The sequence below is a fragment of the Thalassoglobus polymorphus genome (genome assembly GCF_007744255.1).
GTDB classification, from domain to species: Bacteria; Planctomycetota; Planctomycetia; order Planctomycetales; family Planctomycetaceae; genus Thalassoglobus; species Thalassoglobus polymorphus.
Genome location: NZ_CP036267.1, coordinates 4,471,020 through 4,495,565 on the forward strand (window position 1 = coordinate 4,471,020; position 24,546 = coordinate 4,495,565).

Below are 24,546 nucleotides of genomic sequence, written 5' to 3' on the forward strand. Positions count from 1 at the left end.
GAAGTGCCGTATTTTATGAATCTGAACGAAGCCTCGAAATCAGGAACGACAGTTGTTTTAACAAACGCCCCGCTTCCGAGTTGCTGATGGCTTTCGCATCTCCACGACGAATTGCCATCTTGACTGCTTTCAGTAGTTCAGCAACCTCAGCCGGTTCCATCCGTACCTGGCGTGCCACCGCAGCAGCATCATCAACTCGAAATCCATTTCCATACAGCGAACGCAACTCTAACTTCAAAAATTCGTACATGCTCTCAAGTGAGTGAGCCCCAGCATGAGCACGGAAATACAACACTCCCAGTGCATTCGCGTGTTCGACAATACTGCGGCGACGAGAGTACATCGATTCGTAAACCGGACCGAAACGTCGCGCACCGATCCAACCAAACAGGACTCCGATCAAGATCAGTTGCAGCGTGATCGGACGAAATGCCGGGGTAAACAAAATCCCCACAACTTTCGGAACTCCCGAACTGTTGAGCGTTTCATCGATGAAAGTCTCTCCCCTAACTGGAGTCGCTTCGACGATCCGAAAAGCCAGTAAAGCCCGCTCCGAATCGACCATCGCTCCATTGCTGAAGATCTCATCACTGGCACAAAACAGAACCGTCCCCATTCCGACTTCTTGACGAACCACTTGAGGATGATCGTTTGAGCTCAGCAAGACTTCCCAATTGTCGATGGAGTCCAAATCGAAGATGGCGTTTGATTTCCAGGTCACCGGATGGTCCACGAGTTCCGTCTCTGCGACGGCATCTTCCAGATCGCTTAAAGATGGTGCATCGAGAAATGACTCGTTCAGCTCAGTCCCATCTTCTTCCAGTTCAACATCGATTCCCTGCTTCTTCAACTCTTCCAGCTTCGCTTTCTCCTCAAGGATTTCTTGAGTTGTAATGGTGAGGCCGAATTGCGGAATTTCGACAAAGGGGTCGGTCGCAGAGGCTGCAAAGACCAGTGTCGCTCCATTGAGGACTTCGTAGAAAATGTCGTCCCATTCCTGCTCAGAAGGATATCGAGCCGGCCCGAGAATGAGAATTCGATCTTCAAACCCCGGACGCGGAATGAGTTCATCCGTACTTCGATGAACATCAGTGCCGAGTCGCTGCATGGCCTGATAGAAGACTCGCTTTCCGGGGAAGGCCGAACTGTATGAATCGGATTTGACACTCGCAGATCCGGGAATCCACCAGACTCCCAGGAGCAAAACCAGAAATGCCAAAGTGATCCAGAGAGTTTCAATTCGCCAGATGCGCATTGCCATCCTCCTTCGCGAATGATTGTCGAAACTCGATCAGGCACTTTTCAAATGCTTCTTTCGTTGCGGGTCGGCGACCGTAGAAGACACGTTCAAACTCCAGAATGATCTCCTGAAGCGACTCTCTCCTCGGGAGATCGCTCCACAAAGCACGGACATAATCCCGGTTCGTCAGCCCACGACGATAACGAATGAGCGCCGCCCGTTCCGTCCAACTCATGGATCCTAAAACCAGTTCGCGCAACGCAGAACGATAGTCACCTCGACCGGCAACGAGTAACGCCCGCTGTTCATATTCATTGGCTGGAATGTCCCCCGGCGGTGATGTGGGAGTGATCGCCTCTTGATCCTCTCCCAACAGGAATTCATCGTCTTGTTGATTGGAACTCATACGACGAAACAAGTTCACCGCGATAATGAGCAGGATTGCAATGAGAATGACAATGGCGGAGTAGAGCAACCATTGCCCAAGATTTAAACTTGGCTGTCTGATCTCTGTCGGTGCTCCCGCTTCGTCCTCCTCTCCGAAAAGCCATTCTAAAAACTCCTTCATGATATCCGGAAGTTCTTCCGTTTCTCTGGCAGTTGCTTTCTCCCGAAACAGATGTCGATACTCAGGATCGCTGAGAACCTCTTTGACGGTTTGCTGGACTTCTCCCGAATCGAGCACTCCCTCATTATTCTGGCCCAGGCAGGCAGAAGCTGAGAACATTCCGAAAAACAGATAAAGGATGAGGCTTCGCAAGATCATGTGGCCCCCTCCAAACGTTGAGCTTCAACTCGGAAGTCAATCTCAAGATCCCAACCCTCATTGCGAATGCGAACGTCGAGATAGCAGAACATCCAGGCCAAGCGGGCAACGGGGTAAACCAGCCAACACAAGCTGACCAGCACAACAGCGACCAATGGGTCGACCGTTAAGAGTGTGAACAACTCGTCAGCCATGTACTCGATACTGGAAACACGTCGAAACAGAACTGGCATCCCGAACAGTGTCGAAGCTCCCAAATCGACCAGCAAAAACAAAGAGGTCATGACACTCGAAAAGAAAAACAAAACATAGACCAACCGGCCCACCAGATTCTTGAAGTTCTGATTCATCAAGTCGGAGAGCCGGGTTTCATACTTCCTCGCAGGGCAGTTCTCCAGAAAAAGAATTTCCGACAGAAAACCGTAGCGAGTCGAGATTAAGTAGGCTGGAAAAATGAACGCAAAGAATCCCAGAAAGGTGAGAAATTTCACGATGACAACGAGCACTCCAAAGAAAAAGAGTCGCCTCCAGAGTGCTTTGATCCCCACCCAGGGTGAGAATGGTTCTCCAAAAGCACGATGCCCACTCGCTGCCACAAGTGCAGCTCCAAAGAATGGGGACTCCACAAAAAACAACAGCAATGCCTGTGTGAGAGTTGCTGATTCAGAACTCACCAACCACCAGGTGAGAGCAATCGAGGGAACCGCAAACCAGGCGAGGAGTTGCAGGATCGACAGAAAATGCTCGCGATAAAATGCAATCGCCAAGTCGATGCACCCACCCACGGAACGTTGTTCAATCGCAAAAATCGCCCCGTCCAACTTCACGCGGCCACCTCTGCATTGTTGTGACTGACGGGAGTGACTTTTGTACGTCCTCCAAGTGCGAGATATAGTCCGACAAAGACCCACAGCAACCCACCAACATACATCTTGATGGACCGCCAAGCCTCGTCACTGATTCCTCCAATCGCTCCAGACGGAGACCAGAAGCCTTCGATGAGCGCCGCGATAATCAGCATCACTCCTGCTCCGAGTGCGATCTTCACTGAATCAAGTCCGCGCTCACGCAGTGCATCCCAGCGTTTCTTTTGTCCGGGATGCACAATCGCATTCCCCAGCATCAAGCCTGCTGTTCCAGAGATGACAATCGCCGTGAGCTCAAAAGAACCATGGCCGACTACAAACTCAAAAAAGTTGGATTGATGGCCTCGCCCAATGAGGTAACCGGTCACCGTTCCCAGGAAGATACTATTGAATGTTAAAACGGTAATCGTCCCGATGCCCGCAAAGGCTCCTAATGCGAAACACTTGAAAGCGATTCCAACATTGTTGCGGACATAGAAGCCAGCCATCATCCCTTCCGAACCGGCATTTCTTCCAGCAATACTTTCCGAATAACTGAGTTCCATTTGAGCTTGAACCTGCCCCGGCAAAATACGCCCAGCTAAAGAGGTGTCGTATGCAACGAGGATTCCGCAAATCGTTCCGGGAACGACAGAGAAGAACAACGCCACGAGGAAATATTGATAATTTGCTCGCAGCATGCGTGGAAATTCAGCAACGAAAAATTGAATCACAGCGTCCAAAGAACCGGGCTGACTCCGATACAGAACGTTGTGACCACGCGCGACTAAACCATTCAGAAAGCGGCTCATGCTGGTCCCCCAATCGCGGGACTGCACAAGTGACAAGTCATAGCAAAGACCGCGATACAAGCCCGAGAGTTCAGCGATTTCCTGCCCGGTCAGCTTCTTGACACGTTCCTGCTCCGCACGATCCAGCAAAATCTGGAACCGTTTCCATTCACGTTGCCGTTTCGAAATGAACTCATCACGATTCATCGGGGTCTGTTTTATCTGGAAAGGACTCTGACAGGAACTCGGCTGGAACTTATGTGCTTCCCTCCGAAGACATTCAAGCACTCCGGAAGCGACTTAATGATTCAGTTGTCAATGATCGACTTCATTCAGCTGAGAATTCTTTCATTGAGAAAATTGTCGACTTCACTTTGTACAAAGTTCGATCAACAGATTCGAGTCGGCAGCGGACGAAGCAGGTTGCACAAGGAATGTTGACTTCGAGGATTCATCAGAACCTGAGTGGTTGAAACTCGAGGCCAGGAGTACGCCCGGCGCTCTTCTCAGTTGAGCATCCCCGATACGCCGCGTTCTATGTCTCCCTGTCTATGCGGCCTGTTCTATGCCCCCTGTTCCGACGATGTAAATGTTTTCAATATCCTACGCAAAAACAAGATGTCACGTGAACCGTTTCGGTTGTCCCCGAGTCTGTAACCCAGTTGGTCCGCGATGGGTTGCGCAAGAATCGAGGCGATCTCTTCGACACGCCGACGGCCTAACTGTTCTCTTCTCCAAAGAAGTTGTTCGATGACATCAAGGGTTCTCTCAGAGACATGAAAGCGGCGGTCGCATTCCGTTGGCAAAATCGGTTCGACGTTTCGAAATGCACCCGGATTCCTTTTATAGGTGTGAACATCTGCCCGGACGACAATCGTTCCCGCAACCAGATCACCGAGTCGCTGCATCCGTTTTGTCGCAGCCATACTCAGCAGACCAACTCCATAACCAACGGGCAAAAAATCAGCCGCTCGCAGCAGGTTTCTCAGAGCAGCATCATAAAAATGTATCGGATACCCAGCATCCTTGATCACTCGCAGCTTCAGCATCTTCTTACCGGGAGTTTGCCCATTGCAGAAGCCTTCGAACAGCGCAGTATAGCCCCATTCCAGAAGGAAAATCCCGACAAGAAGAATCCCGACCGGCAAGCCATCTCCCATCAACGGAATCATGAATCCGATCAAATAGATGAGTCCCCAAGCGACTGCCATCCGAAGTGCCAGGTCGATGATGTATGCCGAAGCCCGTGAACCGGGCCCAGCCAAATCAAACGTCAGAATGACATTCTCGGGAGTTTCAATTTCGGTTCGAGTATCAACAATGTGGATTGTTGATTGCTGATCAGCTTGCTGAACTGACACGATTCCCTTTCAAGCGACAACTTGCAGCAGTTTGCAGCAGTAGAAACCGGAATGGAGATGCCTCTTGATCGCTGCTTGCGAACGACGAGACATCACCCCGATTTGAAAATGGTCGAACGCTGAGACCAAGACTGTTACATGTTTCCGAGCATCGCGCCGAACAGCATCATTCCAATGATCATAAGAATGAGACAGACAAGATAAATCACTGTAATAATCCCGACGGTTTTCCAAAACGTCTTTTGAGACCGCAGGGCTTCCTCTAAATCAACCAGTCGTTCTGTGGCGATGAGTGAGTTGATTTTACTGGCGTATCCAGTCAAAGACTTCGCCATAATTCCATAGACGACAGCAATCAGGACATACAGAAAGCCCATCAGGATCATTCCCGTTTCACCGGTGAACAATGCAGCCGCGATGACAAAGAGTGACCCCAGGACCATCAGCACAGTTCCGACCCACATCAGGACTCCGATCAACGAAACCCAAGGCCGTGTTTCTGCTAGCAACTGAATCGAGAGGCCCGAAACCTCAACACCGGATGAATCATAGTCTCCCCCAGATCGATCGCCGTACGAATCACCTGAGACTTCAAAAGGATTGTCGCTGCTCATCAGTTCTCTTTCATTAGCTGAATTTGGCCTGCCTAACATTCGAGTTATGCAGCTTCGGGATGACTCTTTCAAACGTAATCGTACTTGACGATACGTTCGTACTCAACGACGAGTCGACTTCGATGGATGAAGAAAATCTGTTTTTTCACAGAATCCAATCGCCTCCGCTGAGCCCCCGTCGGCGGTCAGCATCTGCTCAAGAGCAGAGCATCTCAGACCTGATCTGCAGACTCCTCTGGCTGATTAGATCCGTCTTCGAAAGCAAGCAATTCCCAACAATTGCAGAAATTTTTGACCAGTCTTTAAGAATGAGGGCAAACTTAGAGCTGAATTTCACTCGTCAGCACTGCAACGGAATATCCATAAACCACTTAACAGAAGCAACTTACAACAAAAACAAGACAGCCCCAATACTGGAATTGGCTCAAATTGCAGGAAATGTTAGCTTGCAATCCTGTTGACCCGAAAATGATCGGAGTTCACACAAGAATAAGCGCACGGAGATTCGGGACGAATCACTGTGAATCCTTCAATAAAGTTGACGTTTTCACTGCTGCCAGGGATTGGCAAAGAGTTGATAATGAAGATCAAAAGTCCGTTACTCAATCGGATCATCTGTGAGATCGCTGTCTGGTCGCTGCGAGCGTTGTACAAAACGACTCGTATTGAAATCCGCCTGACCGACCCGGTCCATGACCCTTACGAACCGAATCGAACAGAAGAGTGTGTCTACAGCGTCTGGCACGATTCGCTGCTGTACCCACTGTTCATGAACCGCCCACGATCGATTGTCGGACTGGTCGGCCCACATCGTGATGGAGATTATGTCTCGAATGTCTTGAAAGCACTGAAGCTCAAAGCAGTGCGAGGCTCAAGTTCACGAGGTGGAGCGACTGCAATAGTCAAATCGATGGAAGAGATCAAAGATCATTCATTGGTGATCACGCCGGATGGACCGCGCGGACCGCGACGAGAAATGAAGCTCGGCTGTGCGTTTGTCGCTGCTCAATCTGGAACCCCCGTGATCGCCACTGCATTTAGCTGCTCAAACGCCTGGAGCTTGCAGGGGAGTTGGACAGACTTGATTGTCCCAAAACCATTCTCAAGGGTGTACGCAGTGACCGGGGAACCGATTTACGTTCCCAAAGACGCCTCGCGTGAAAAGATCGAAGAGGTCACTCAACAAATTCAGGCAGAGATGGATCGGCTTGATAAAATCGCCGTTGCTCTAGCCAACGGAGAAGATCTCCCGGAGCAGGTTGCCCAAACCGAAGCCCCCAAGCGATCAGCGGCATAGTCCGCTTTGTGTAGGTGCTCAGCTTACGTCAGCTTACATCTGCCCCGGTCAGCTCACGAGAAACAATAGCCCCGAGAGAAGTACGACAAGCGCCATCGCTGCCGTGAACGGAATCTTGGAGCTGGTATCGTTGAAGAAGCGGTCAGTGATCGACGTCGTAACGATCTCTGACTCAGCTTGCTGCAGGAACGGAACCTCAGTTGTACGTTCGAAATTTTCAAAACCAACATCCTCCTTGCTCACGATCTGCAAAAACTGCAAGCCGTAAAGAAAGGAGGCTTCAAACTTTCCACTGAGCGCCTGACTGTCGTCTTCGAGAGTCCTCACAACTTCGACTTCAATCAAAGAGTTCGCCAACTGAGGCATGAAGAGTTCGATGAACATTCTCTGGCACTCCAGAGGAGTACATGTTCGAATGAGTGCTCCGGTCGTGGACACATCGACTGTCCAGAAGCGAACAGAACTCCCAAGCGGTTCGTCGCCTGTCTCTCCGAGTGGAAAAGCATTTCCAGTCGCTCGAAAATCGACCCGCCCTTCCCGACGTTGTTCAACAATCTCAGTCCACAATTGATGTTTCGTTGAAAATGTCGAGACATCGTTTTCGTCTTGAGTATTAGTTTCGTTTTTTGATTCTAAGCTCATCGATTGCTTTTCCATCCCTGTGGGAGTGACTTCGAACGGCAAACTTTTGGTTCAAGCAACCTGAGTGAATAGCTGATCGAATCGCAGCAAACACTCCGAAATCGAAAGATGCTCTAAACCGGCACAAAATCAACAATAAAGATTCAGTCTTCATCGTTCGGTCTTCATCGTGATGTCCGCCATCCCCGTATGGAGTCTGTCCAGACAATACTAGCTCAAAGGATCGCTGCGACTCGCACTCATGTTCACAAAAAACTGGCGCAAGAGTTTCGATTCTATTGATTATGCTAATCAGTCGGTTTCTAGAGCATCCTTCGAATTGGTTTGCAGGTGCTGCCTCGTGGCGAACAGCATTTTTACTAAAGAAATGCGTTCTTCACGGGGACACGGTCAGACAAACTGCTCCTAGCAAGCTTGATCAGCTTTTTCCTCAGCCGCGCTCCTGCGCATGTAATGAGGCTCGACTGTCCAGTAGTCGTCGCACTCTCCACTCTGAATTCTTCTCTCACCAATCAATCCAATCTGACGGGCATGTGGCAAGCGGTGTGCCTCATCGAGAAGATTGAGCCCTTGAAGATCATCGATTCGTTTCGTGACACCCGGCCCGGTGACAAGCTCCTCAGCTTTGACTTGCTGCCTGAAAGCTTCCAGGGACATTAGTCTCGAAGAGGTCTGACAGACCCATTCTCCACTTTGGGATTGTTGATACGCTCCGGCATACACATCGCCTCTTAAGGCATCATCGAGAACCCAAATTAATTGATTCTCTCGACCGGAGTTTTCAGCGACGGCTAAAAACGTATCAACCGCTACGAGTGGGCGTTGCAACGAGTAGGCAAGAGTTTTGGCACAGACGACGCCGACTCGCAAACCGGTAAAACTTCCCGGCCCCAAGCTGACAGCGACCGCTTCCACGTCAGCCATTGTAAGCCCCTGATCGGCAAGTAACCGGCCAATCTCAGGAACAAGAGTTCGCGCATGTCTGCGTCCGGTCGCGGAGAGTTCCGTTGTTCCCAGCACTGTTTGCTGCTGAACAACGGCAATCGTTCCAGATCGACCGGATGTTTCAATTCCGAGAATGGGCATCGCTCACTTTTCCGTAAAAGTCGGGGCAGGTTCTGCAGGATCTTTTCAACAGTGGACGTTTCTGTCAAACCAGCTATTATCAATCATCAAAGCCTTTTGATTTTGATGTTTGAGGTTAACCGCTAATGATTCGTTCAGTTTACCCAGCCGACACCGCATTCTCGACTCCTGTTGAAAATCAATACGATGTCGTTGTCATCGGTGCGGGACCGGCAGGTGCAACTGTTTCGGCATTACTCGCTGAGCGAGGCTATTCAGTCGTTGTGCTTGAGCGATCCACGATCCCTCGTTTTCATATTGGTGAATCGCTCATCCCGGAAACGTACTGGCCGCTGAAAAGACTTGGCCTCGTGGACAAGATGAAGGCGAGTGCGTTCCCTAAAAAATTCAGCGTACAATTCATTTCTGAGGGTTGGAAAGAATCTGCCCCGTTCTTTTTCGACGAACACTGTGAACTGGAAAGCTCTCAGACCTGGCAGGTCGAGCGGGCAGACTTCGACAAAATGCTCGCTGAAAATGCAGTGGAGAAGGGAGCAACCGTTCGCACACAGGCTCAGGTTCTCGAAGTCCTCTTCGATGGCGACCGTGCGACCGGCGTCAAAGTCAAATTGACTGACGATGATGGAAATGTCGAATCGCGAGAGATTCAATCAAAAATTGTCGTCGACTGTTCAGGGAACTCTGCGTTCCTTTCCAATCGACTCAAGCTCCGGGTCGCTGACCCCTATCTTCAAAAAGGAGCGATCTGGACATACTTCAAAGGTGCGCGACGCGGCGAAGGAAAAAATGAGAACGCAACTCTCGTCATGCAAACCAAAGGCCAGAAGACCTGGTTCTGGTTTATCCCCTTACGCAACGACATCGTGAGCATTGGCTGCACGGGAGAGATGTCGCACATGTTCCCCAAAGGTTCCACCCCTGCGGAGACATACCACCGCGAAATGAAGCTGTGCCCTGCGTTAGAGAATCGGCTTGAAAACGCCGAGCAATGTATGGAATTCTTCATGACGAAGGACTTTTCATACTCCTCCACACAAGCTGCTGGCGATGGCTGGGTCTTATGTGGCGATGCGTTCGGATTCCTTGATCCGGTCTATTCTTCAGGTGTTTACCTGGCACTGAAGGGAGGTGAATTTGTTGCCGACGCTGCCCACAACGCTCTTTCATCCGGCGACATTTCAGCACGAACTCTTGGTGCCTGGCAGGAGGAGTACCGATTCGGTGTCTCAAACTTCCGAAAACTGGTCTACGCCTTCTACACACCCGGCTTTAGCTTCGGCTCGTTTCTAAAAGCACATCCCCAGTTCAAATCAAACTTGGTCGACATCCTCATCGGAGCTGTCTTCAAACCGGAACACTCCAAGATGTTCGAAGCAATGGGCGAGGTTGTCCCAGAGAGACTGAAATAAGCCCCACCGCAGCAGATAAATAGTCCGACCGAAATGATCTCAACTCTTCTGGAATTTCTCTCGGAACATAAAAATCATCTATAGAGCACTATTGTGTCTCCTGCCCCGCGTCGAGCAGACTGCTCTAAAGCATCTTTCGAATTGGTTTGCAGGTTCTGCTCTGTGGCGAACAGTATTTTTACTGGAGAAATGCGTTCTTCACGGGCACACGGTAGAGCAAACTGCTCTAATCCAGGCCGATGGTTCCGTCAGGGAAGAGCTGCGAGATGCTGGTTCGATCGTGGATCGACTGGATTGCTTCTGCGAATAAACGAGCCACCGAAACGACAGAGATATTATGCGGCAGTGGGTCATTGTGCGGCTCAATCGTATCGGTCATGAAGAGCTGCTTAATGTTGCTCTTGGCGATTCGTGGCGCGACACCTTTGGACAGAACACCGTGTGAAACAGCGGCGTAAATGTCATTGGCTCCACGGTCAAGCAGCACGTCCGCCATGGACATGAGCGTCCCGCCGGATATTGTGAAGTCGTCGACAATCAGGACGTTCTTGCCTTTCACGTCACCGATCAACTCCAACACCTCTGCTTTTTCATCGTGGTTGCGACGTGTCTTATTCCCGATCACGACAGGGACACCAAGATAATTCGCATAGGCTGATGCCCCTTTTGCGAAACCGATGTCCGGACTACAGACAACAAGGTCTTTGATCCCGAGGGTCTTAATGTGATCGCACAGCACGTATCGGGCGTAGAGGTGATCGACCGGAACTTGAAAGAACCCTTGAATTTGCGGCGAGTGCAAATCCATCATCAGGCAACGATCCGCTCCGGCAGCTTCGATCGCATCGGCACAAACACGTGCTCTGATGGAAACTCGCGGCTCGTCTTTCTTATCCCCTTTGGCGTAGCTGAAAAACGGGATGACTGCGGTAATCTGTTGGGCACTTGCTCGTTTGAGGGCATCGATCCAGAAGAGCAGTTCCATGAAGTTATCATTCACAGGGTGATGGGTTCCCTGCAGGACATAACAGTCTCGACCGCGAACATTCTCCAGCACGCGCACGAAAACATTTCCTTCGCTGAAGTAGTGCGCTTCGCTCGGAGTTTGCGATACACCCAGTTCTCGGGCGATCTTTTCAGCCAGCAGCTTGTTTGCCGAGCCTGCGATTAAAGCCAATTGACCTTGAGGGGGTTGAAAGGCGTGAGGACGTGGGCCGTTTTTGGGTCGATTCGGCATGCTGATGGTTTCGAACTGGGTAGATGAAGAAACAAAGAAGATGAAACATCTTCGGGCATGATATCGGTGTCGATGAGGGACACAAGTGACTCTTGTCGGATCAGGCTAAACCATTGGAAATCGGACGTCTTCCCGGAGTTGGCCCAAAGTCGGAAAAGAGAGTCAGAATGGCGACGGGAATCGGAAATACTGCAAATATCAACAGGGAAGCACTGAACGAACCGGTCACATCGCGAACCACACCTGCGAAATACGGCCCAGTAGCAGACGCTGCAACCATTGCAGCCATCCAAATTCCCGTAATCTTCCCAAGATGCAACTTTCCAAAATATCGAGGCCAAACCGGGTGCGACGCTCCCGAGTAGAACCCCTGTCCTGCTCCCATCAATACCCCAGTCAATAACACCGCAGCCGACGAATTCGCCCCGCGCAGAGACAGAACGCTCAGACAAAAGAGAAGCTGACCGAGTATCAAAAACGGTTTGGGAGGAAACCGATCTACCAGATTTCCAGAAAGAAACTGAGTCACCGCCCATGTCGCTGAGAGTGCGGAAATCATGTAGGCACTTTCAATCCCGTCCAGCCCCTGCTGCTCCATGATGGAAATTCGATTGAAAACGATCGCCGTCATCACGAGTGCAAAGACACCAGACCCTGTTGAGAGTGCCCAGAACGCCGAAGTCTTGACCACTTCGGCAAAGGGCATTCCCGTCAAGACATTTTTCACATCGTTCGCTTCTGGTGCACGACGACTATCTAAACTTTGACCAACATCTTCCGGGCGATTCCGATACAGAAAGTAGAAGAGTGGAAACAGCCCGACCCAGATGCCAATCCCCCAAATGAAGTAAGAGCTTCTCCAACCAAAACGTTCAAGCATCCAGTGATTCAGAATCGGAACTGTCCCCATGGCTACAGAAAGGCTCAACTTCCGAATCGCTTCAACCGAGCCCAGTCGACGGTGAAACCAGAACGCCATCATGTTTCCACTCAACATGGCGAGAGTCCCCGGACCGAGCATTCGGAGCAGGCAAAATGAGATCACTAGCAGGAACCAGTTGGTTGTCGCTGCCATCAGGATGCACGCCATCGAGAAGAGTGTGATAGCGACCAAAACCGTTTTCCGTAAACCGAAGCGGTCCATCAAGTGGCCAAAGTAGGCGATCGGGATCGCTCCGAGAATTGTGCCGAGCATGTAAGCTTTAGCGAGTTCCGTCTCAGTCAGCATCAGCGATGCACCGACTCCTGCATTGAAGCCAGAGATTCCGTAGGTCTGCCCCGCCGAGGTCGCCATGATGGCTAACATCGACAGCGGCAGCATCACCCACCCATAATACAATCTGGCTGATGTTGGAACGGGTGTGCCTGAAAGCGGTGCATCCTGCATGGAAGAAGTCATTCGTGAGAAACTACAATCGTTTAGAACTGATGCTACCGAAAAAAACAGAGAACTTCACAAGACGGACCAGGGACGCCACTCCGAAAGGTGACGCTGCCGGACTCGGCTGTCAGTTGAGAACGAACCTGAAACCTGACTTTCCTCGCTAAAACATTGAGAAAAGCGAGGCTTCCGGGCTGATTCTAAAATGGCCCGAGCCTGGGAGGCATTGGGTCCATCGTGAAAACAGAGGCATCGAACGCCTGCTTCATTAACTCCATTTTCATCTCTTGCGAAAGTGGATCATCCCAGAGATTCTGAAATTCATCGGGGTCACTTTCAAGATCATACAGCTCCCCGTCAGGAGTGCCATGATAGACAACAATTTTATATTTGCGAGTCCGGAACATCGTCCCATACGCACGATGATGAGTCCAGGAGTTAGTGTATTCGCAATAGACAGAGTCTCGATGCTGGTCGGGGTTCGCTTCACCCGTGCAAATTTGATAGAGACTCTTCCCCTGAATTTGCGGCTCAATCGGGATGTTCATCGCTTCACAAAACGTCGGTACGAGGTCAATCAATTCGACGAAAGCCTCTGAGCGCAACCCTTGTGCAAATCGCTGAGGCCATTGAACTGCGAGTGGAACATGAACAGCCTGTTCGTAGAAATGAGGGCCTTTGAGATAGATGCCATGATCACCCAGCATCTCGCCATGGTCGGACATAAAAACGACAATCGTATTCTCCAACTGCCCGGTTTTATCCAAAGCTGAAATCATCCGTCCGACCTGATCATCGATCAATTCGACCATCGCATAATAAGCAGCCGTGATTCGCTGCGACTCCTCCGGGCTGATCTCATCGACTCGCATCCCTCCTTCCTGATTGTGAGCCCAAACGTGGTCCAGTTGCTGAAATTCCGGTTTTGAATCGAGTTCCCCGGGCGAAGTTTTCGGAAGCGGCATTTGAGACGGATCATACCGATCCAGATACTCTTGCGGAGGATCGAAAGCGTGGTGAGGATCAAACATGTTCACTGAAAACATCCATGGGCGGTTTTGATTCTCATGAATGAATTCAATGGCCATCTCGGCACACCAAGTTGTTTGGTGAAACTCAGCTGGGACGCCCGCTTTCACATATCCGACTTCAGGAGCGGCGTACAACTCGTCCCACTGGACTCCTTTCGAATTCAACCATTGTTGATAAGCGTTCTCCGGCCAATCGGGTTGCGGATGATGACTCCAGTGGAAAACGTCGTACCCATCGTCGATTCGCGTTTCAACTTTCCCATCGGAACACGAACTGAGATGAAGCTTCCCAGCCAGACCGCAACGATACCCATGGTCTTTAAGAATTCGTGGCAGCAACCGTTCGTCCGCCGGTATCGTCTGTCCATTCTGTCGACAACGCGTGGTCCTGGGATATCGCCCAGTGAGGAACGATGCCCGACTTGGACTGCAAACAGGGCTTTGACAATAAGCATGCGTGAACGTCACACCCTTCTCGATAATCTTATCGATATTGGGAGTGTTGACCAGACTGTTCCCCAGCGCACGGATGGTGTCATACCGTTGTTGATCGCTGCATATCCAGAGCAGATTTGGAGCTGGGGATGTCATTCTGTTTCCATCTCAATACAGCATAAAGAGCATCAATTTCAATCAGTTCAAAATTTTAGCAGCTTGGCTCACAGGAGACAGCAAGTGACGACATTCTGATGTTTCATCTCAGAAATTGCAGCACTGTGTCCCCGCGAATATAGCGAACACCAATGCGAAGAATGCGATGACATCTGAAACGGAGTTCAAAATGGCTCACGCAGCCAGTTCGTTTCGACAAAGAAAGAAATCATTGTGTTAGTTTCTCGATGGACTCAAAAATCTCCTCAAGCCGTTTAGAAATCTCCCGTTGCCTTGCAAGGAACCGACTCTGCATTTCTTCCGTAATGATTTCTCCTCGGTCAATGAGAATTTTTTCCTGTTCAGCTAACTCTTTTTGCTTCTGAAGCAGCAACGTCAGCTGAACGCGAACTTCAGGGGGAAGTCCGGCATTCGCCTCTCCCGGTGAAGTCTCCGTCAGATCGCTGGAAAGCCCCGAGAGTTGAGCGAGCCGAAGCTGGATTGTCGCCAGGTCGTTTTCGACTTCTGGTAGCTCATCATTTTTTTTGAAGCGACCGGCAACGACTTCGAGTAATTCAATCAGACTCTTCAATGACTCATTCAGGACCGGCAGATTTCCTGTCGACTCTTGAAATGGTGTGAGCTTATTGGCGATTTCCTGCTCCACTTGAGCAAGTTCAAGTAATTGTCGACGCTGACTACGTGTAAGTCGACGATTCGCAGCGACTGCTTCTTTGATGAAAGCAAACTCTTGTATGACCGATTTCTGTTCTTCGACGAGCTCTTTCGCGAGCAGAGTGAGTTGCCGAATGAGTTGGCTTTGATCACGATCCTGCAAGGTTCGCACGCGCTCCCCAACGACATTCATCGCAGCTTCAAGATTTTCATCGATTGCCTCTAACTCAGTTCTCTGAAGAATTGATTCGCCATCAGCGACGGCACCCAAGAGTGAGTCGACTTCTGAAATCGAATCCGTCAACAATTCATCGATTTGCGGCAATCCAATATCCTCAGCCCGCTCAGCCATCTCCTGAAGTTTTTTGGTCAATTTTTTCTGCTGTTGAATGATCGCTTCGTTTGCTTCAGATCGAATCCATCTGGCGTGCAACTCGCTCTGCTGCTCAGCGAGAGTTTTGAGTTCATCCTCGAACGCACGATAGGTTTCCAGATCGGCCTCCATTTGATTTTGCCGAAGCGTATCTTGGAGCAGGATATTCTTGAAACTCTGAAGCAACTGGCGATCAATATCGATTGCTCGCAAAATTTTGTTCCCCAGAACCGCTTCTGCCGCGCGTTGTAGCTGAACTTCCCCCTGAACCTCTTCCAGTTCACGTTTGAATTCATTCCAGTTTTCAGAATCGCTTTGTTCAAGTTGCTGGCGTAGTCCCTGAAGTTTCACAGTGAGTGCGACATGCTGCTTCGAGAATCCGCGCAGTTGCTCAACTTGCTCAGTGTCAAGTTCTGACACTGCCCGGGAGATCGTCAACTGATCAACCGCAGAGAGATCTTCAATCACGGTTCTCAGTTCCGACTTGATGAGTTTCCACTGAATTCGAATATCAGCAGAACTTCCCCATCGATCCAGTGTTTGCAAAATTCGTTCAAGCTTTGTGGTGACCGATCCTTGCAGCTTCATCGACCGAGTCAGTTCATCGAGCAGACGGCGACGAGCCGGCTCGGACGTTTCAGTTTCCCGGGCAAGTTCCCCTATCGTTCGCAATGACTGAAACGATCTCATGGTTTCTGATACTTCCTTATCGAGAAGATCGCCCACTGCGTTTGTCGTCTCACTTGAAAGCTCTTCAACTCTTTGAGAATCCAGCTGATTGACCCGAATCTCACTGGCAATTGCAGAAAGTGTTCCTTGTTGAATTCGTAAACGCAAAGTCTCTTGCACTCCTTGCTGGCGGACTTGCAGGAGATGTAATTTTTCATTCGCTTCTAACGTGAATTCTCCATCCCGACTCTCCTTCGTGAGTTGCCGAGTCTCGGTGAGGATATCTTGTTGTGTTTGATAGACCGCAAGAAGCTCGTTCGATGCTTGCTCAAGGAGTGCTTGAAGATCCTGTTCCTTCTCCTGAGTCGAAACGACAGTCATTCGAATCGGTGACGTTGCCACCGGAACACCCTCCGGAGAACGATCGGAGGCAACCGCAGAGAGCTCAATGAGATCCCCCTCCTCCACCGAAAGTAAACGCAGGTCAAGCGTTCCTGTGAGAGTCGCTTCAAGCTGCCCATCCTGAATTTCAGCAGCGAGAGACAATGGTGTCTTTGCTTCGACTTTCAATGAAAAATCTTGAAGTCCATAGTCGTCTCTGGCAGTTGCTTCATACGGAACCAACGCATCTCTGGTGACACGGAGATCCTTCTGAGGAGCCAGCACCGTGACTTCAGGAGGGAGGTCTGCCAACGGTTCGATCCGAATTCGTTTCACGCGTTGCCAGCCAGGCCCCGTAGAATTCTCCACTTCAAGATCAGGCCCGACTCGGACAAAGAGTTCATAGATCAGACTTCCCTCCTCGGCTTCTGCGACATCTAAATCGAACCTCAAATGTGAGCCATTGACGACTTGAGAAACGACTGCATTCGACTCCAAATCACGCAGTTCTAATTCCCGAACTGGTCGATTCATTGAGAGATCAAACTGCAATAGTGCCCCGACAGGAGCCGGGACTGGTCCCGAAACATTTTCCAAAATTGTCGATTCCGCATTCAGGTACTCAGGAGGATCGATCTGGCAAATCATGCTCTGCACAACCGGCTTGATCTCTTTCCGAAGAGTCATCCAATCCATCGATTGATCGTCCCCACCGACAATGCGAAACTGCATCGTTTCCATTTGATTGGGAACAAGACGAAATCGAAATGTTTCTCTCCCCGATTCGCTGGAATTTTGTGGCTGCCGATTTTGTAAACGAATTCGTTTCAATGGCTGCGAAGTGCGACGAATTTCCAAAATGACATCTTCGGGCGGTTCACCGATCATGTCCTCGACATAAAAATTACTTCCTGTGGATCCCATCAATGAAATGGTTGCCCCCGGAGCGACGGGATTTCGTTGCTGGTCGTAAACACGCAACTTCGTCAGACGCGGCCATTCTGCCTGACTTGCAGGCCAAACGACACGAGTCACCGCCGTCACAACCGTCGGCATCGCATAGAGGCTCAAAAAGAGAAGCCCGAATCCGAGCAAAATGCTTTGAACGATCAGGTTCCGCGACCGGACTTTCGTCGATGGAGAAACCTGTGATTCCAGATAATTCTGAACAAGTTCTTTCTTCCAGGACGATGAATGATCGAGATCGCCGGATGCTTGAAAATCAACAGCGGCTGCCAGTTCTCCAGATCGTGTCCCTTCGAGTTTCTCTAGTGCTAATGCGACGTCAAGCGGCTGTATTTTCTGAAACAGAGCTGGCAACAGTCGCAAGACAACCACGCTCGCTGCCCCGATCCAAAAGAGCATAGAAAGCAAGAATCGGACGATCGAATGTGTCGGCCGAAAATAATAGTCGAGCCAACCAAGTCCCAGGACTAAGATTGAAATCAGCAACACGGTTTGCAGTAGCGCACGGACTTTGAGATACCATTTCAGCCGAAGCCGAAGGGACTCAAGTTCGTCACGTAGGGTTGCCATATTTCCTTCTCATTACAGCGTAGCTATTACAGCCTGGTTTTTTCTGTGTCGTTATTACTGTGTCGTTTTTACTGCGGCTCTAGTACAGCATCATTATTGCAGAGGAATTTCAGCAACGCGACAAAGACATGACTCAACGAGAAGGGGCGACCGGACGAAAAAGACAATGTCGAACAATTCAAAACTGCTGCCAGTTCGATCGATTATCGAAGCAACCATCATAGCAGAGAGCGTCCACAACTCACGAATCAGAAAGAGAGTTTCCAGTCAGCAACTCAAACAAAGAAATTCAATAATGCCTAATCTAGACCTGCTCGGCGGCGAAATATCCATTCTATGGACATCGCAATGATGAACACGATCAAGATTTCTGAGCGGTTCCAAAGTGGAATCAATCTTGTTTCGGAATATCCGGTAAGCTTCCGTTCGGGGAGTTGTTCGAGGATTGAATCAATTTCCCACGGATACAAAAAAGCCCCATTCGTCGATTCCGACAACGAGCGCAAGAGACTCTCGTTCATCGGAATGTATTCCTCCTCCGGGTCGGAATCGAGGACGCGAAAACGGGTGCGAATTGTGCCAACACCTTCTTCTCTGGAATCAAAAGAGACCGAATACTCCCCCGGATCGAGCTTCTCGATCGTGCTCGCAAACCCATCAAAAGGTAGCTGGGTTCTTTTCAGCGTCATGCTTTGAGCACTCTCTGAATCGGCTTTCAGTTCAACGATCACTGAATCAAGAGTTTGATACTTCGCCTTTCGATCAAGCAGTCGGACTTGAATTGATTCGTAAGGCCGGTACTCGTCTTGATCGGTCAAAAGTTCGAGAGGCGGAAGCTGATCCAGCAATTTTCGGCGACACAGATTGCGAATCATTTGAGCCCAGACCTTTCGATAAAACTCCCCGTTCGCGACCGGTCTCCACCTCCAACTGTCATCAAAGAGATGCTGGAGAATGACTCCTTTTCCGTATCGCATCGAGAGAATCAAAGGGAGCATCTGACCTGCTTGCGCGGAATTGACTCCTTGCAATAACGGGATCGCAGCGGGCTTAGCAGAGTACATTTTGAACTCAGGATAGATGAGTGGAAGTTGACCAAGTTGATCCGGATCGGTCCCCACAGGCAAAACTCCCTGAGCTTTTCCTTCAGCGGTGACGATGATTTGCATCGGCTTTCTCTCCGACGCTTCGCCCGATTGCTCGACAGCTGGGTGCATTTCAGCCAACCCCGATGACATGTCTAACGAACCGAGAGATGTCGCCGCAGAGAGAAGTAAAAGCCCTCCACCTTGCTCCTGAACAAATCGTTGAAGTTCCTCGACAAAGGTCGAGTCAAGGAATTTGAAATCGACATCACCAAGAATGACAGCATCAATTGCCGCCAATGATTTCGGCAAGCGGTTCAACGCAGTTCGGTCTTCAACAGCGAAAGCTGGATCACTTTCAAACAGGAATGTTTGAACTGCAAGATGTGGGTCCCTTTCCAATGTCGCTTTTAAGTGTCGGTACTCCCACCGAGGACTTCGGTCAATCAGAAGAACATTGAGAGCGGATTCGCGCCCCCAAACCCGGAGTCGCTGCAGGTTGTCCTTAAGATTTGTCTCTCCTGCCAAGGGGACGACTTCAATCTCGAAATCATTTCTCCCAGCAGCAAGATCAGGCAGGACCATTGGAACACTCTCCGTAATTCCTTGACGAAGTCCTTCGATGGTCACGCTGAAAACTTCGGAATCCTGAAGAATGTTTCGAATTCGAATTGTCACCGGAACCTTCACGTCTTGATTCGCTTCCAATGAAACTGTCAGTGGATGATCTTCCCCTGCAAAACCGACGGGCTCAAGGTCCGTTCTCGTGATAGCCAGGTCGCCCGTACTGCGACGACTTCCAATGCCCACCGCATAAACAGGAATTCGAAGTCGGCTGAAAGTCTTTTCCGTTTTCACCAAAGCCGACGAACTATGTGCTGTCGGATTTCCATCAGAGAGCAATACGATCGCTGCTGAAGGGCGGTCGCGTTGGATTCGTGCCAACTCGTCCAGCGTTTGGACAAAGTCCGTTGTTGCCCCCGTTGCTCTGAATTTCGAAAGTCGTTCCGGCACCGATTTAAAAAGTAATTCCCTTTGGGCAACCGGAATTGGTCCCTTCCCCTGATGCAGATGAAGACGTGAGTCGAAAGTGAGTAGTTCTAATTCATACCGACTGATTGCCCGATCCAACCAGCTGTTCGAGTTCTTCGTCAGAAAGTCTTTTAGAATTTCGATGCGAGGTCGATTCGGTCGTGAGACGCCGATGCTTTGCAGCTTCTTCAGATCTTCCGCAGAATATCGATCTGTGAGCGACATGCTGCCAGAGGTATCTACCAAAAGAGTCAATTTCGGCTGTCCGTATGCCACGGTTTTCAGACGAACTTGCAGAATGAGCAATGCCACCAGAAAGATGATCAGAAGCCGATTCGAAAAGAGAAAAACTCGAACGAGTCGAGATTGGTGCCGGGCCATGACGTTGACCAGCCAAATTCCGACCCACAGCAGACAGGCTGCAAGAATCAGCACATGTGCTGTTTGCCAGTTCCAGGCCGCTTCCAACCTCCAAAGACGTTGAATCCCGCCCTCTTCCCCATTCACGGGGAGGTCGAAGTACCAAGTCAAAAAAGAGTCAAAAGGTCTGCTCACAACTGCAGATTACACTAGAGCAACGGTTGGAAACCACTCTCCCCGCACGGTCTTTGCGATCAACTGCCAAAGTCAGGGACTCTCTGAGCCTGTCGATCTATGGGGTGAGAGAAAACACCGTACCAAAAGCAGAATTCGTTGCCACTCAGATGAATGACAACGAATTCAAAATTTCAGAGCAGTTTGCTCTAACAAAATGCTGTTCGGTTTACGGGATCAAGAAAATCAATCCGGTATAGACTCCGGCAGCGGTTGCGGCCGCCTTCTTGTTGAACGGGATACGATAACGCAGATGCGGTGGGCAATCACCAGGACGGTAGTTCCCAAGAGCATATTGCTCAGAGTCGATAGGATTGAGGGCCATCTGGTACGGAAGGCCGACCACTTGGAGTCCGAATTTTGAGACCGACACAAATGGTTGTGCGAAAGGGTAAGTGTGCCCGTATCGCTCCAGAGAGACGTCTTCAAAATAAAGAGGATCGTGCGTAAGGTTAGACGCCATCCAGTGGTAATACGTCGGTGGGAAGTTCTTCTCCAACTCTCCCGAATGCGGCAAGTTCAGATAAGTTGGCTCAGTCCTCTCCTGTCCACTGGTAAAGCCAGCTTGCTCTCCGATCACTTTCTCTGGCCTGTAGTCGTAAAACGGCTGAATATCAGAAATGTTTCTGAGAACAGGCTTTCTTGGCTCAGACTCAGACTCAGGCGCTGGAGGCAAAACTGCATCTCGCTGGACGAACCTTGGCAATCCGGCATCCTGTGATCCTGGAACCACGACTTCGCTTGGCGCAAGGCTCTCGCCTTCGTTCCCTTTTTCGGAAATCAATCCATATGGATCTGGTACAAGTAAAGATCGAGCAGGTGACGTCAAATCACTCGTAGATTCTCCCGGAAACGGTTTCGCACTCATACGAACCGGAGCCTGATCCTCAAGTCGTTCAGCGGAGAATTGCTCTGCGGGTGGATCGAGTAACGGAATCGTTGCCTCAAACACTCCCCCTTCATCGAGGAGTGTTGTGTCCAACATCGGAGATTCCTGTTCAGCTTGCTGAAACGGCAGAACTGACGACGGAGTTAATACGGGAGTCTCCTCACGGATCTGCTGCGCAGCTCCCTGTTTCTCACCTGGAATCCATTGATCACGCGCTTGTTGCCAGCGCGCATCTGCAGATCTTTTGTTCAATCTCTCAAGTGGCGAATCGTCCGCAACGATCGATGAAACCAAGACGGTCCCAAACGCGATCGTCGCAGCGGCGCGTCCCATTGTCTTTAAAGAGAACGAATGAATTCCCAACCCCTTCGAGCGCTCAAGTAAGCTCGCCAGAAGAGTGTTCGGTTGAATAGTTTGGTGCTTCTTGCGTGATGGCAATGTCATGCGGATGGTTCTCCCTCACCGTTGCCGCCGACACTCGCAGGAATCGAGCCTCTGTCCGAAGATCATTGATCGATCGGACCCCGAGATATCCCATCCCGGCACGTAGCCCTCCTACGAGCTGATATAACAAGCTGCTGAGAGGTCCCTTGTAAGGTACGCGTCCCTCAACACCTTCTGGTACTAATTTCGGCGTTCCACGGCCCTCTTCTTCACTCAAGCTTTGCCGATATCGCTCACTACTGCCATTTACCATGGCCCCCAACGATCCCATGCCACGGTATCTCTTGAATCGTCTTCCCTGATAAAGAATCAGTTCGCCCGGGCTTTCATCCAGCCCTGCAAGGAGCCCACCCAACATCACTGTAAACCCTCCAGCAGCAAGGGCTTTTGTGATATCTCCACTGTAGCGAACGCCACCATCAGCGATCAGAGGAACATCGGTTCCAGCGACCGCTTTCGCAGCTCCCGAGACAGCCGTCAGTTGTGGAACACCAACTCCAGAAATCACTCGTGTTGTACAAATTGAACCGGGTCCAATTCCAACTTTAATTCCGTCCGCTCCGGCATCGAGCAAGGCTTTGGCACCCTCATATGTGGCGATATTTCCTGCGATGACATCAATCTCCCAGCGAGATTTGATGCTTCTCACGGTATCGATGACATTTTTCGAGTGCCCATGAGCACTGTCGACGACGAGAACATCGACTCCGGAATTGATCAGTTGTTCGGCTCGCTCTTCATCAAAAACGCCAACCGCTGCTCCGACGCGAAGCCTTCCACGGGAATCTTTGTTCGCTCGTGGGAAACGCAGATTTTTATCGATGTCCTTAATAGTGATCAGCCCCTTGAGATGGAATTGATCGTCAACAAGTAGAAGTTTCTCGACTTTGTTCTCGCGAAGAATTCGTTCGGCACTCTTTAAGTCCGTATCTTCACGGGCGGTCACGAGATTTTCCTTCGTCATCACTTCTGAGATCGGAGTCTCACCCGATTCCAGAAAACGTAAATCCCGACGAGTCAAAATTCCTTTGAGCTTCCCCGAGTCGTCCGTGATCGGCACTCCGCCAATGTTGCGAGAGTCCATCAATTCCACTGCTTCGGCGACTCGCATTGATGGAGGTAAAGTGACCGGATCAACGATCACTCCATGCTCACTTCGTTTCACACGATCGACTTCCATCGCCTGTTGCTCAACCGGAAGGTTCTTGTGAATGATGCCGATTCCACCTTCTTGAGCCATGGCAATCGCCATATCACTTTCGGTGACAGTATCCATCGGGCTGGACACAATCGGCATGCTCACAGAGATGTTCCGAGTCAGTTTCGAAGAAACATCAACCTCTCCTGGCATCAGTTCGCTATATGCTGGAACCAGTAAGACATCGTCAAAGGTCACGCCAGTTTCAAGGATTCGATCTTGCATAAGTTGGTCCCCCCGACCACTTTTGAGTTCATTGTTGTGAGGTGAGTCTGACAGCGAGTGTCAAAAACAGCTGATTGCGTTCGGTAACGAAAAGTCGAATGTGAACGGTGATCGCTGTTTATATTCTTTGTCCGAAAACCGTCACCAGACAAGGACTTCTCAGTCTTTGAGAGATGAAATCGAGGCTTTCGGAGCGATTTTCTTCGAGGCTGACTGGTAGCTGCTATTGCTCATCAAGAGCAGCTACTGCCGCAATTTTGTCTTGAAATCGAGTTGCCATTTCGACAATTGTGGGAGTCTTGAGTTGTTCAGCCCGAACGTTGTGTTCAATCTCCATCTCAGCGAGAACCTCGTCGACTTGTGGCTTTGTCAGTTCTTTTCGAAACATCCCGACGAGCACGCTGCGTATAAATTTCCGTCGATAACCAAACAGGCGGCGAGCAAAACTGTGGAAGAATGCTCGGTCTTTGATCTTTTCTCGCTTCTCCGCATTGGGAGTGATCAACATGATGGCTGAGTCGACCTTTGGTCGTGGCCAGAAGACTGTTGGTCCAAGCTGCTTGATCATCTCGACATCACATTGCGACTGAAGCCAAACCGATAATGCGCCATAGTGAGACTGGCGCTCACGGGCTTGCATTCGCAATCCGAGTTCGTACTGAATCGTAACGACCATCCGAATCCAGGGAAGTTCGGTCGCAACCAGATTCGAAACGACAGGAGTGGCGATGCTGTAAGGCAGGTTCGCAATCAGCTTGAGCCGTCTATTTGGCGAAACGGCAAGTTGTTTCTCAATTTCATCCAGAACGAGAGGTGAAAAGTGATTCTTATTCTTGAGTGCATCTGTGAGCAAAAGTGTGACGTTGTCATATGGGGCGATGGCGTGAGTCGCCAGTGAATGCATATCACGATCCACTTCGACCGAAATGACATGCCCCGCTTCGCGCGCCATAAAGGTTGTCATTCCCCCAGTACCAGCACCAATTTCCAGAACGACATCATCACGGGTCAGTTCAGCAGACCGCACGACATATTCAACAATGTTTATGTCGATTAGAAAATTTTGCCCAAGATGGGTTCGTGGATGAAACCCATGCTCTTTGAATTTCCGCATCAAATGAGATCGTGTTTGTCTTTCTTGAGCTTCGGACATA

The 24,546-nt window shown here is 50.1% G+C and carries 18 protein-coding genes; 2 read left to right on the top strand and 16 right to left on the bottom strand.

Annotated elements, in window-relative coordinates:
- Positions 1 to 13: 13 nt before the first annotated feature.
- The 6 genes from Mal48_RS16070 to Mal48_RS16095 form a co-directional block, all read right to left on the bottom strand.
- On the bottom strand, positions 14 to 1,255 hold the full coding sequence (locus tag Mal48_RS16070) for a DUF4350 domain-containing protein (protein WP_145201746.1): 1,242 nt from the start codon (positions 1,253 to 1,255) through the stop codon (positions 14 to 16).
- A complete protein-coding gene (locus Mal48_RS16075; protein WP_145201749.1) occupies positions 1,236 to 2,006 on the bottom strand; it encodes a DUF4129 domain-containing protein in 771 nt (256 codons plus the stop codon). The genes Mal48_RS16070 and Mal48_RS16075 overlap by 20 nt, the downstream gene beginning before the upstream one ends.
- Positions 2,003 to 2,833, bottom strand: a complete 831-nt coding sequence (locus Mal48_RS16080) for a hypothetical protein (protein WP_145201753.1) — start codon at positions 2,831 to 2,833, stop codon at positions 2,003 to 2,005. Before Mal48_RS16080 ends, Mal48_RS16075 begins: the two co-directional genes overlap by 4 nt.
- Positions 2,830 to 3,849, bottom strand: coding sequence for a stage II sporulation protein M (locus Mal48_RS16085; RefSeq protein ID WP_145201756.1), 1,020 nt, complete (start codon positions 3,847 to 3,849; stop codon positions 2,830 to 2,832). Before Mal48_RS16085 ends, Mal48_RS16080 begins: the two co-directional genes overlap by 4 nt.
- A gap of 356 nt (positions 3,850 to 4,205) precedes the next feature.
- A complete protein-coding gene (locus tag Mal48_RS16090; protein ID WP_197441755.1) occupies positions 4,206 to 5,003 on the bottom strand; it encodes an RDD family protein in 798 nt (265 codons plus the stop codon).
- A gap of 134 nt (positions 5,004 to 5,137) precedes the next feature.
- Complete coding sequence (locus Mal48_RS16095; RefSeq protein ID WP_145201762.1) at positions 5,138 to 5,617, bottom strand: hypothetical protein; 480 nt, start codon at positions 5,615 to 5,617, stop codon at positions 5,138 to 5,140.
- Between the two features lie 580 nt (positions 5,618 to 6,197).
- Here Mal48_RS16095 and Mal48_RS16100 point away from each other — a divergent pair.
- A complete protein-coding gene (locus tag Mal48_RS16100; RefSeq protein ID WP_145201765.1) occupies positions 6,198 to 6,914 on the top strand; it encodes a lysophospholipid acyltransferase family protein in 717 nt (238 codons plus the stop codon).
- A 48-nt stretch (positions 6,915 to 6,962) separates the two neighbouring features.
- Here the strand turns inward: Mal48_RS16100 and Mal48_RS16105 are convergent, their stop codons facing one another.
- Together Mal48_RS16105 and tsaB are read right to left on the bottom strand one after the other, a co-directional pair.
- Complete coding sequence (locus Mal48_RS16105) at positions 6,963 to 7,556, bottom strand: PilZ domain-containing protein (protein WP_197441756.1); 594 nt, start codon at positions 7,554 to 7,556, stop codon at positions 6,963 to 6,965.
- 405 nt (positions 7,557 to 7,961) lie between these two features.
- The gene (gene tsaB / locus Mal48_RS16110; protein ID WP_145201770.1) at positions 7,962 to 8,642 is read right to left on the bottom strand and encodes a tRNA (adenosine(37)-N6)-threonylcarbamoyltransferase complex dimerization subunit type 1 TsaB; all 681 of its coding nucleotides are present in this window, start codon (positions 8,640 to 8,642) and stop codon (positions 7,962 to 7,964) included.
- A 125-nt stretch (positions 8,643 to 8,767) separates the two neighbouring features.
- Here tsaB and Mal48_RS16115 point away from each other — a divergent pair, with 125 nt between their 5' ends.
- On the top strand, positions 8,768 to 10,051 hold the full coding sequence (locus Mal48_RS16115; RefSeq protein WP_145201773.1) for an NAD(P)/FAD-dependent oxidoreductase: 1,284 nt from the start codon (positions 8,768 to 8,770) through the stop codon (positions 10,049 to 10,051).
- A 226-nt stretch (positions 10,052 to 10,277) separates the two neighbouring features.
- On the opposite strand, the gene Mal48_RS16120 is transcribed toward Mal48_RS16115, so the two are convergent.
- From Mal48_RS16120 to rsmA, 8 genes are all read right to left on the bottom strand, one after another.
- Positions 10,278 to 11,288, bottom strand: coding sequence for a ribose-phosphate diphosphokinase (locus Mal48_RS16120; protein WP_145201776.1), 1,011 nt, complete (start codon positions 11,286 to 11,288; stop codon positions 10,278 to 10,280).
- Positions 11,289 to 11,388: 100 nt separating this feature from the next.
- Complete coding sequence (locus tag Mal48_RS16125; RefSeq protein WP_145201779.1) at positions 11,389 to 12,687, bottom strand: MFS transporter; 1,299 nt, start codon at positions 12,685 to 12,687, stop codon at positions 11,389 to 11,391.
- A gap of 182 nt (positions 12,688 to 12,869) precedes the next feature.
- On the bottom strand, positions 12,870 to 14,291 hold the full coding sequence (locus Mal48_RS16130; RefSeq protein ID WP_145201782.1) for a sulfatase family protein: 1,422 nt from the start codon (positions 14,289 to 14,291) through the stop codon (positions 12,870 to 12,872).
- A 229-nt stretch (positions 14,292 to 14,520) separates the two neighbouring features.
- Positions 14,521 to 17,925, bottom strand: coding sequence for a CCDC158 family protein (locus Mal48_RS16135; protein ID WP_145201785.1), 3,405 nt, complete (start codon positions 17,923 to 17,925; stop codon positions 14,521 to 14,523).
- Between the two features lie 299 nt (positions 17,926 to 18,224).
- A complete protein-coding gene (locus Mal48_RS16140) occupies positions 18,225 to 20,597 on the bottom strand; it encodes a vWA domain-containing protein (protein ID WP_197441757.1) in 2,373 nt (790 codons plus the stop codon).
- Between the two features lie 208 nt (positions 20,598 to 20,805).
- The gene (locus tag Mal48_RS16145) at positions 20,806 to 21,969 is read right to left on the bottom strand and encodes a hypothetical protein (protein ID WP_145201791.1); all 1,164 of its coding nucleotides are present in this window, start codon (positions 21,967 to 21,969) and stop codon (positions 20,806 to 20,808) included.
- Positions 21,902 to 23,392 (bottom strand): IMP dehydrogenase, encoded by a 1,491-nt coding sequence (gene guaB, locus Mal48_RS16150; RefSeq protein ID WP_145201795.1) that lies wholly within the window; start codon positions 23,390 to 23,392, stop codon positions 21,902 to 21,904. Before guaB ends, Mal48_RS16145 begins: the two co-directional genes overlap by 68 nt.
- A gap of 223 nt (positions 23,393 to 23,615) precedes the next feature.
- Positions 23,616 to 24,545, bottom strand: coding sequence for a 16S rRNA (adenine(1518)-N(6)/adenine(1519)-N(6))-dimethyltransferase RsmA (gene rsmA / locus Mal48_RS16155; RefSeq protein ID WP_145201798.1), 930 nt, complete (start codon positions 24,543 to 24,545; stop codon positions 23,616 to 23,618).
- Position 24,546: the final 1 nt, after the last annotated feature.

Bases quoted from the DNA above. Each gene is read 5' to 3' on its own strand.
- tsaB (WP_145201770.1), bottom strand. From the start codon at position 8,642: ATGCCCATTCTCGGAATTGAAACATCCGGTCGATCTGGAACGATTGCC.
- Mal48_RS16135 (WP_145201785.1), bottom strand. From the start codon at position 17,925: ATGGCAACCCTACGTGACGAACTTGAGTCCCTTCGGCTTCGGCTGAAA.
- guaB (WP_145201795.1), bottom strand. From the start codon at position 23,392: ATGCAAGATCGAATCCTTGAAACTGGCGTGACCTTTGACGATGTCTTA.
- Mal48_RS16075 (WP_145201749.1), bottom strand. From the start codon at position 2,006: ATGATCTTGCGAAGCCTCATCCTTTATCTGTTTTTCGGAATGTTCTCA.
- Mal48_RS16125 (WP_145201779.1), bottom strand. From the start codon at position 12,687: ATGACTTCTTCCATGCAGGATGCACCGCTTTCAGGCACACCCGTTCCA.
- Mal48_RS16145 (WP_145201791.1), bottom strand. From the start codon at position 21,969: ATGACATTGCCATCACGCAAGAAGCACCAAACTATTCAACCGAACACT.
- Mal48_RS16120 (WP_145201776.1), bottom strand. From the start codon at position 11,288: ATGCCGAATCGACCCAAAAACGGCCCACGTCCTCACGCCTTTCAACCC.
- Mal48_RS16070 (WP_145201746.1), bottom strand. From the start codon at position 1,255: ATGCGCATCTGGCGAATTGAAACTCTCTGGATCACTTTGGCATTTCTG.
- rsmA (WP_145201798.1), bottom strand. From the start codon at position 24,545: ATGTCCGAAGCTCAAGAAAGACAAACACGATCTCATTTGATGCGGAAA.
- Mal48_RS16095 (WP_145201762.1), bottom strand. From the start codon at position 5,617: ATGAGCAGCGACAATCCTTTTGAAGTCTCAGGTGATTCGTACGGCGAT.
- Mal48_RS16105 (WP_197441756.1), bottom strand. From the start codon at position 7,556: ATGAGCTTAGAATCAAAAAACGAAACTAATACTCAAGACGAAAACGAT.
- Mal48_RS16100 (WP_145201765.1), top strand. From the start codon at position 6,198: ATGAAGATCAAAAGTCCGTTACTCAATCGGATCATCTGTGAGATCGCT.
- Mal48_RS16130 (WP_145201782.1), bottom strand. From the start codon at position 14,291: ATGACATCCCCAGCTCCAAATCTGCTCTGGATATGCAGCGATCAACAA.
- Mal48_RS16115 (WP_145201773.1), top strand. From the start codon at position 8,768: ATGATTCGTTCAGTTTACCCAGCCGACACCGCATTCTCGACTCCTGTT.
- Mal48_RS16085 (WP_145201756.1), bottom strand. From the start codon at position 3,849: ATGAATCGTGATGAGTTCATTTCGAAACGGCAACGTGAATGGAAACGG.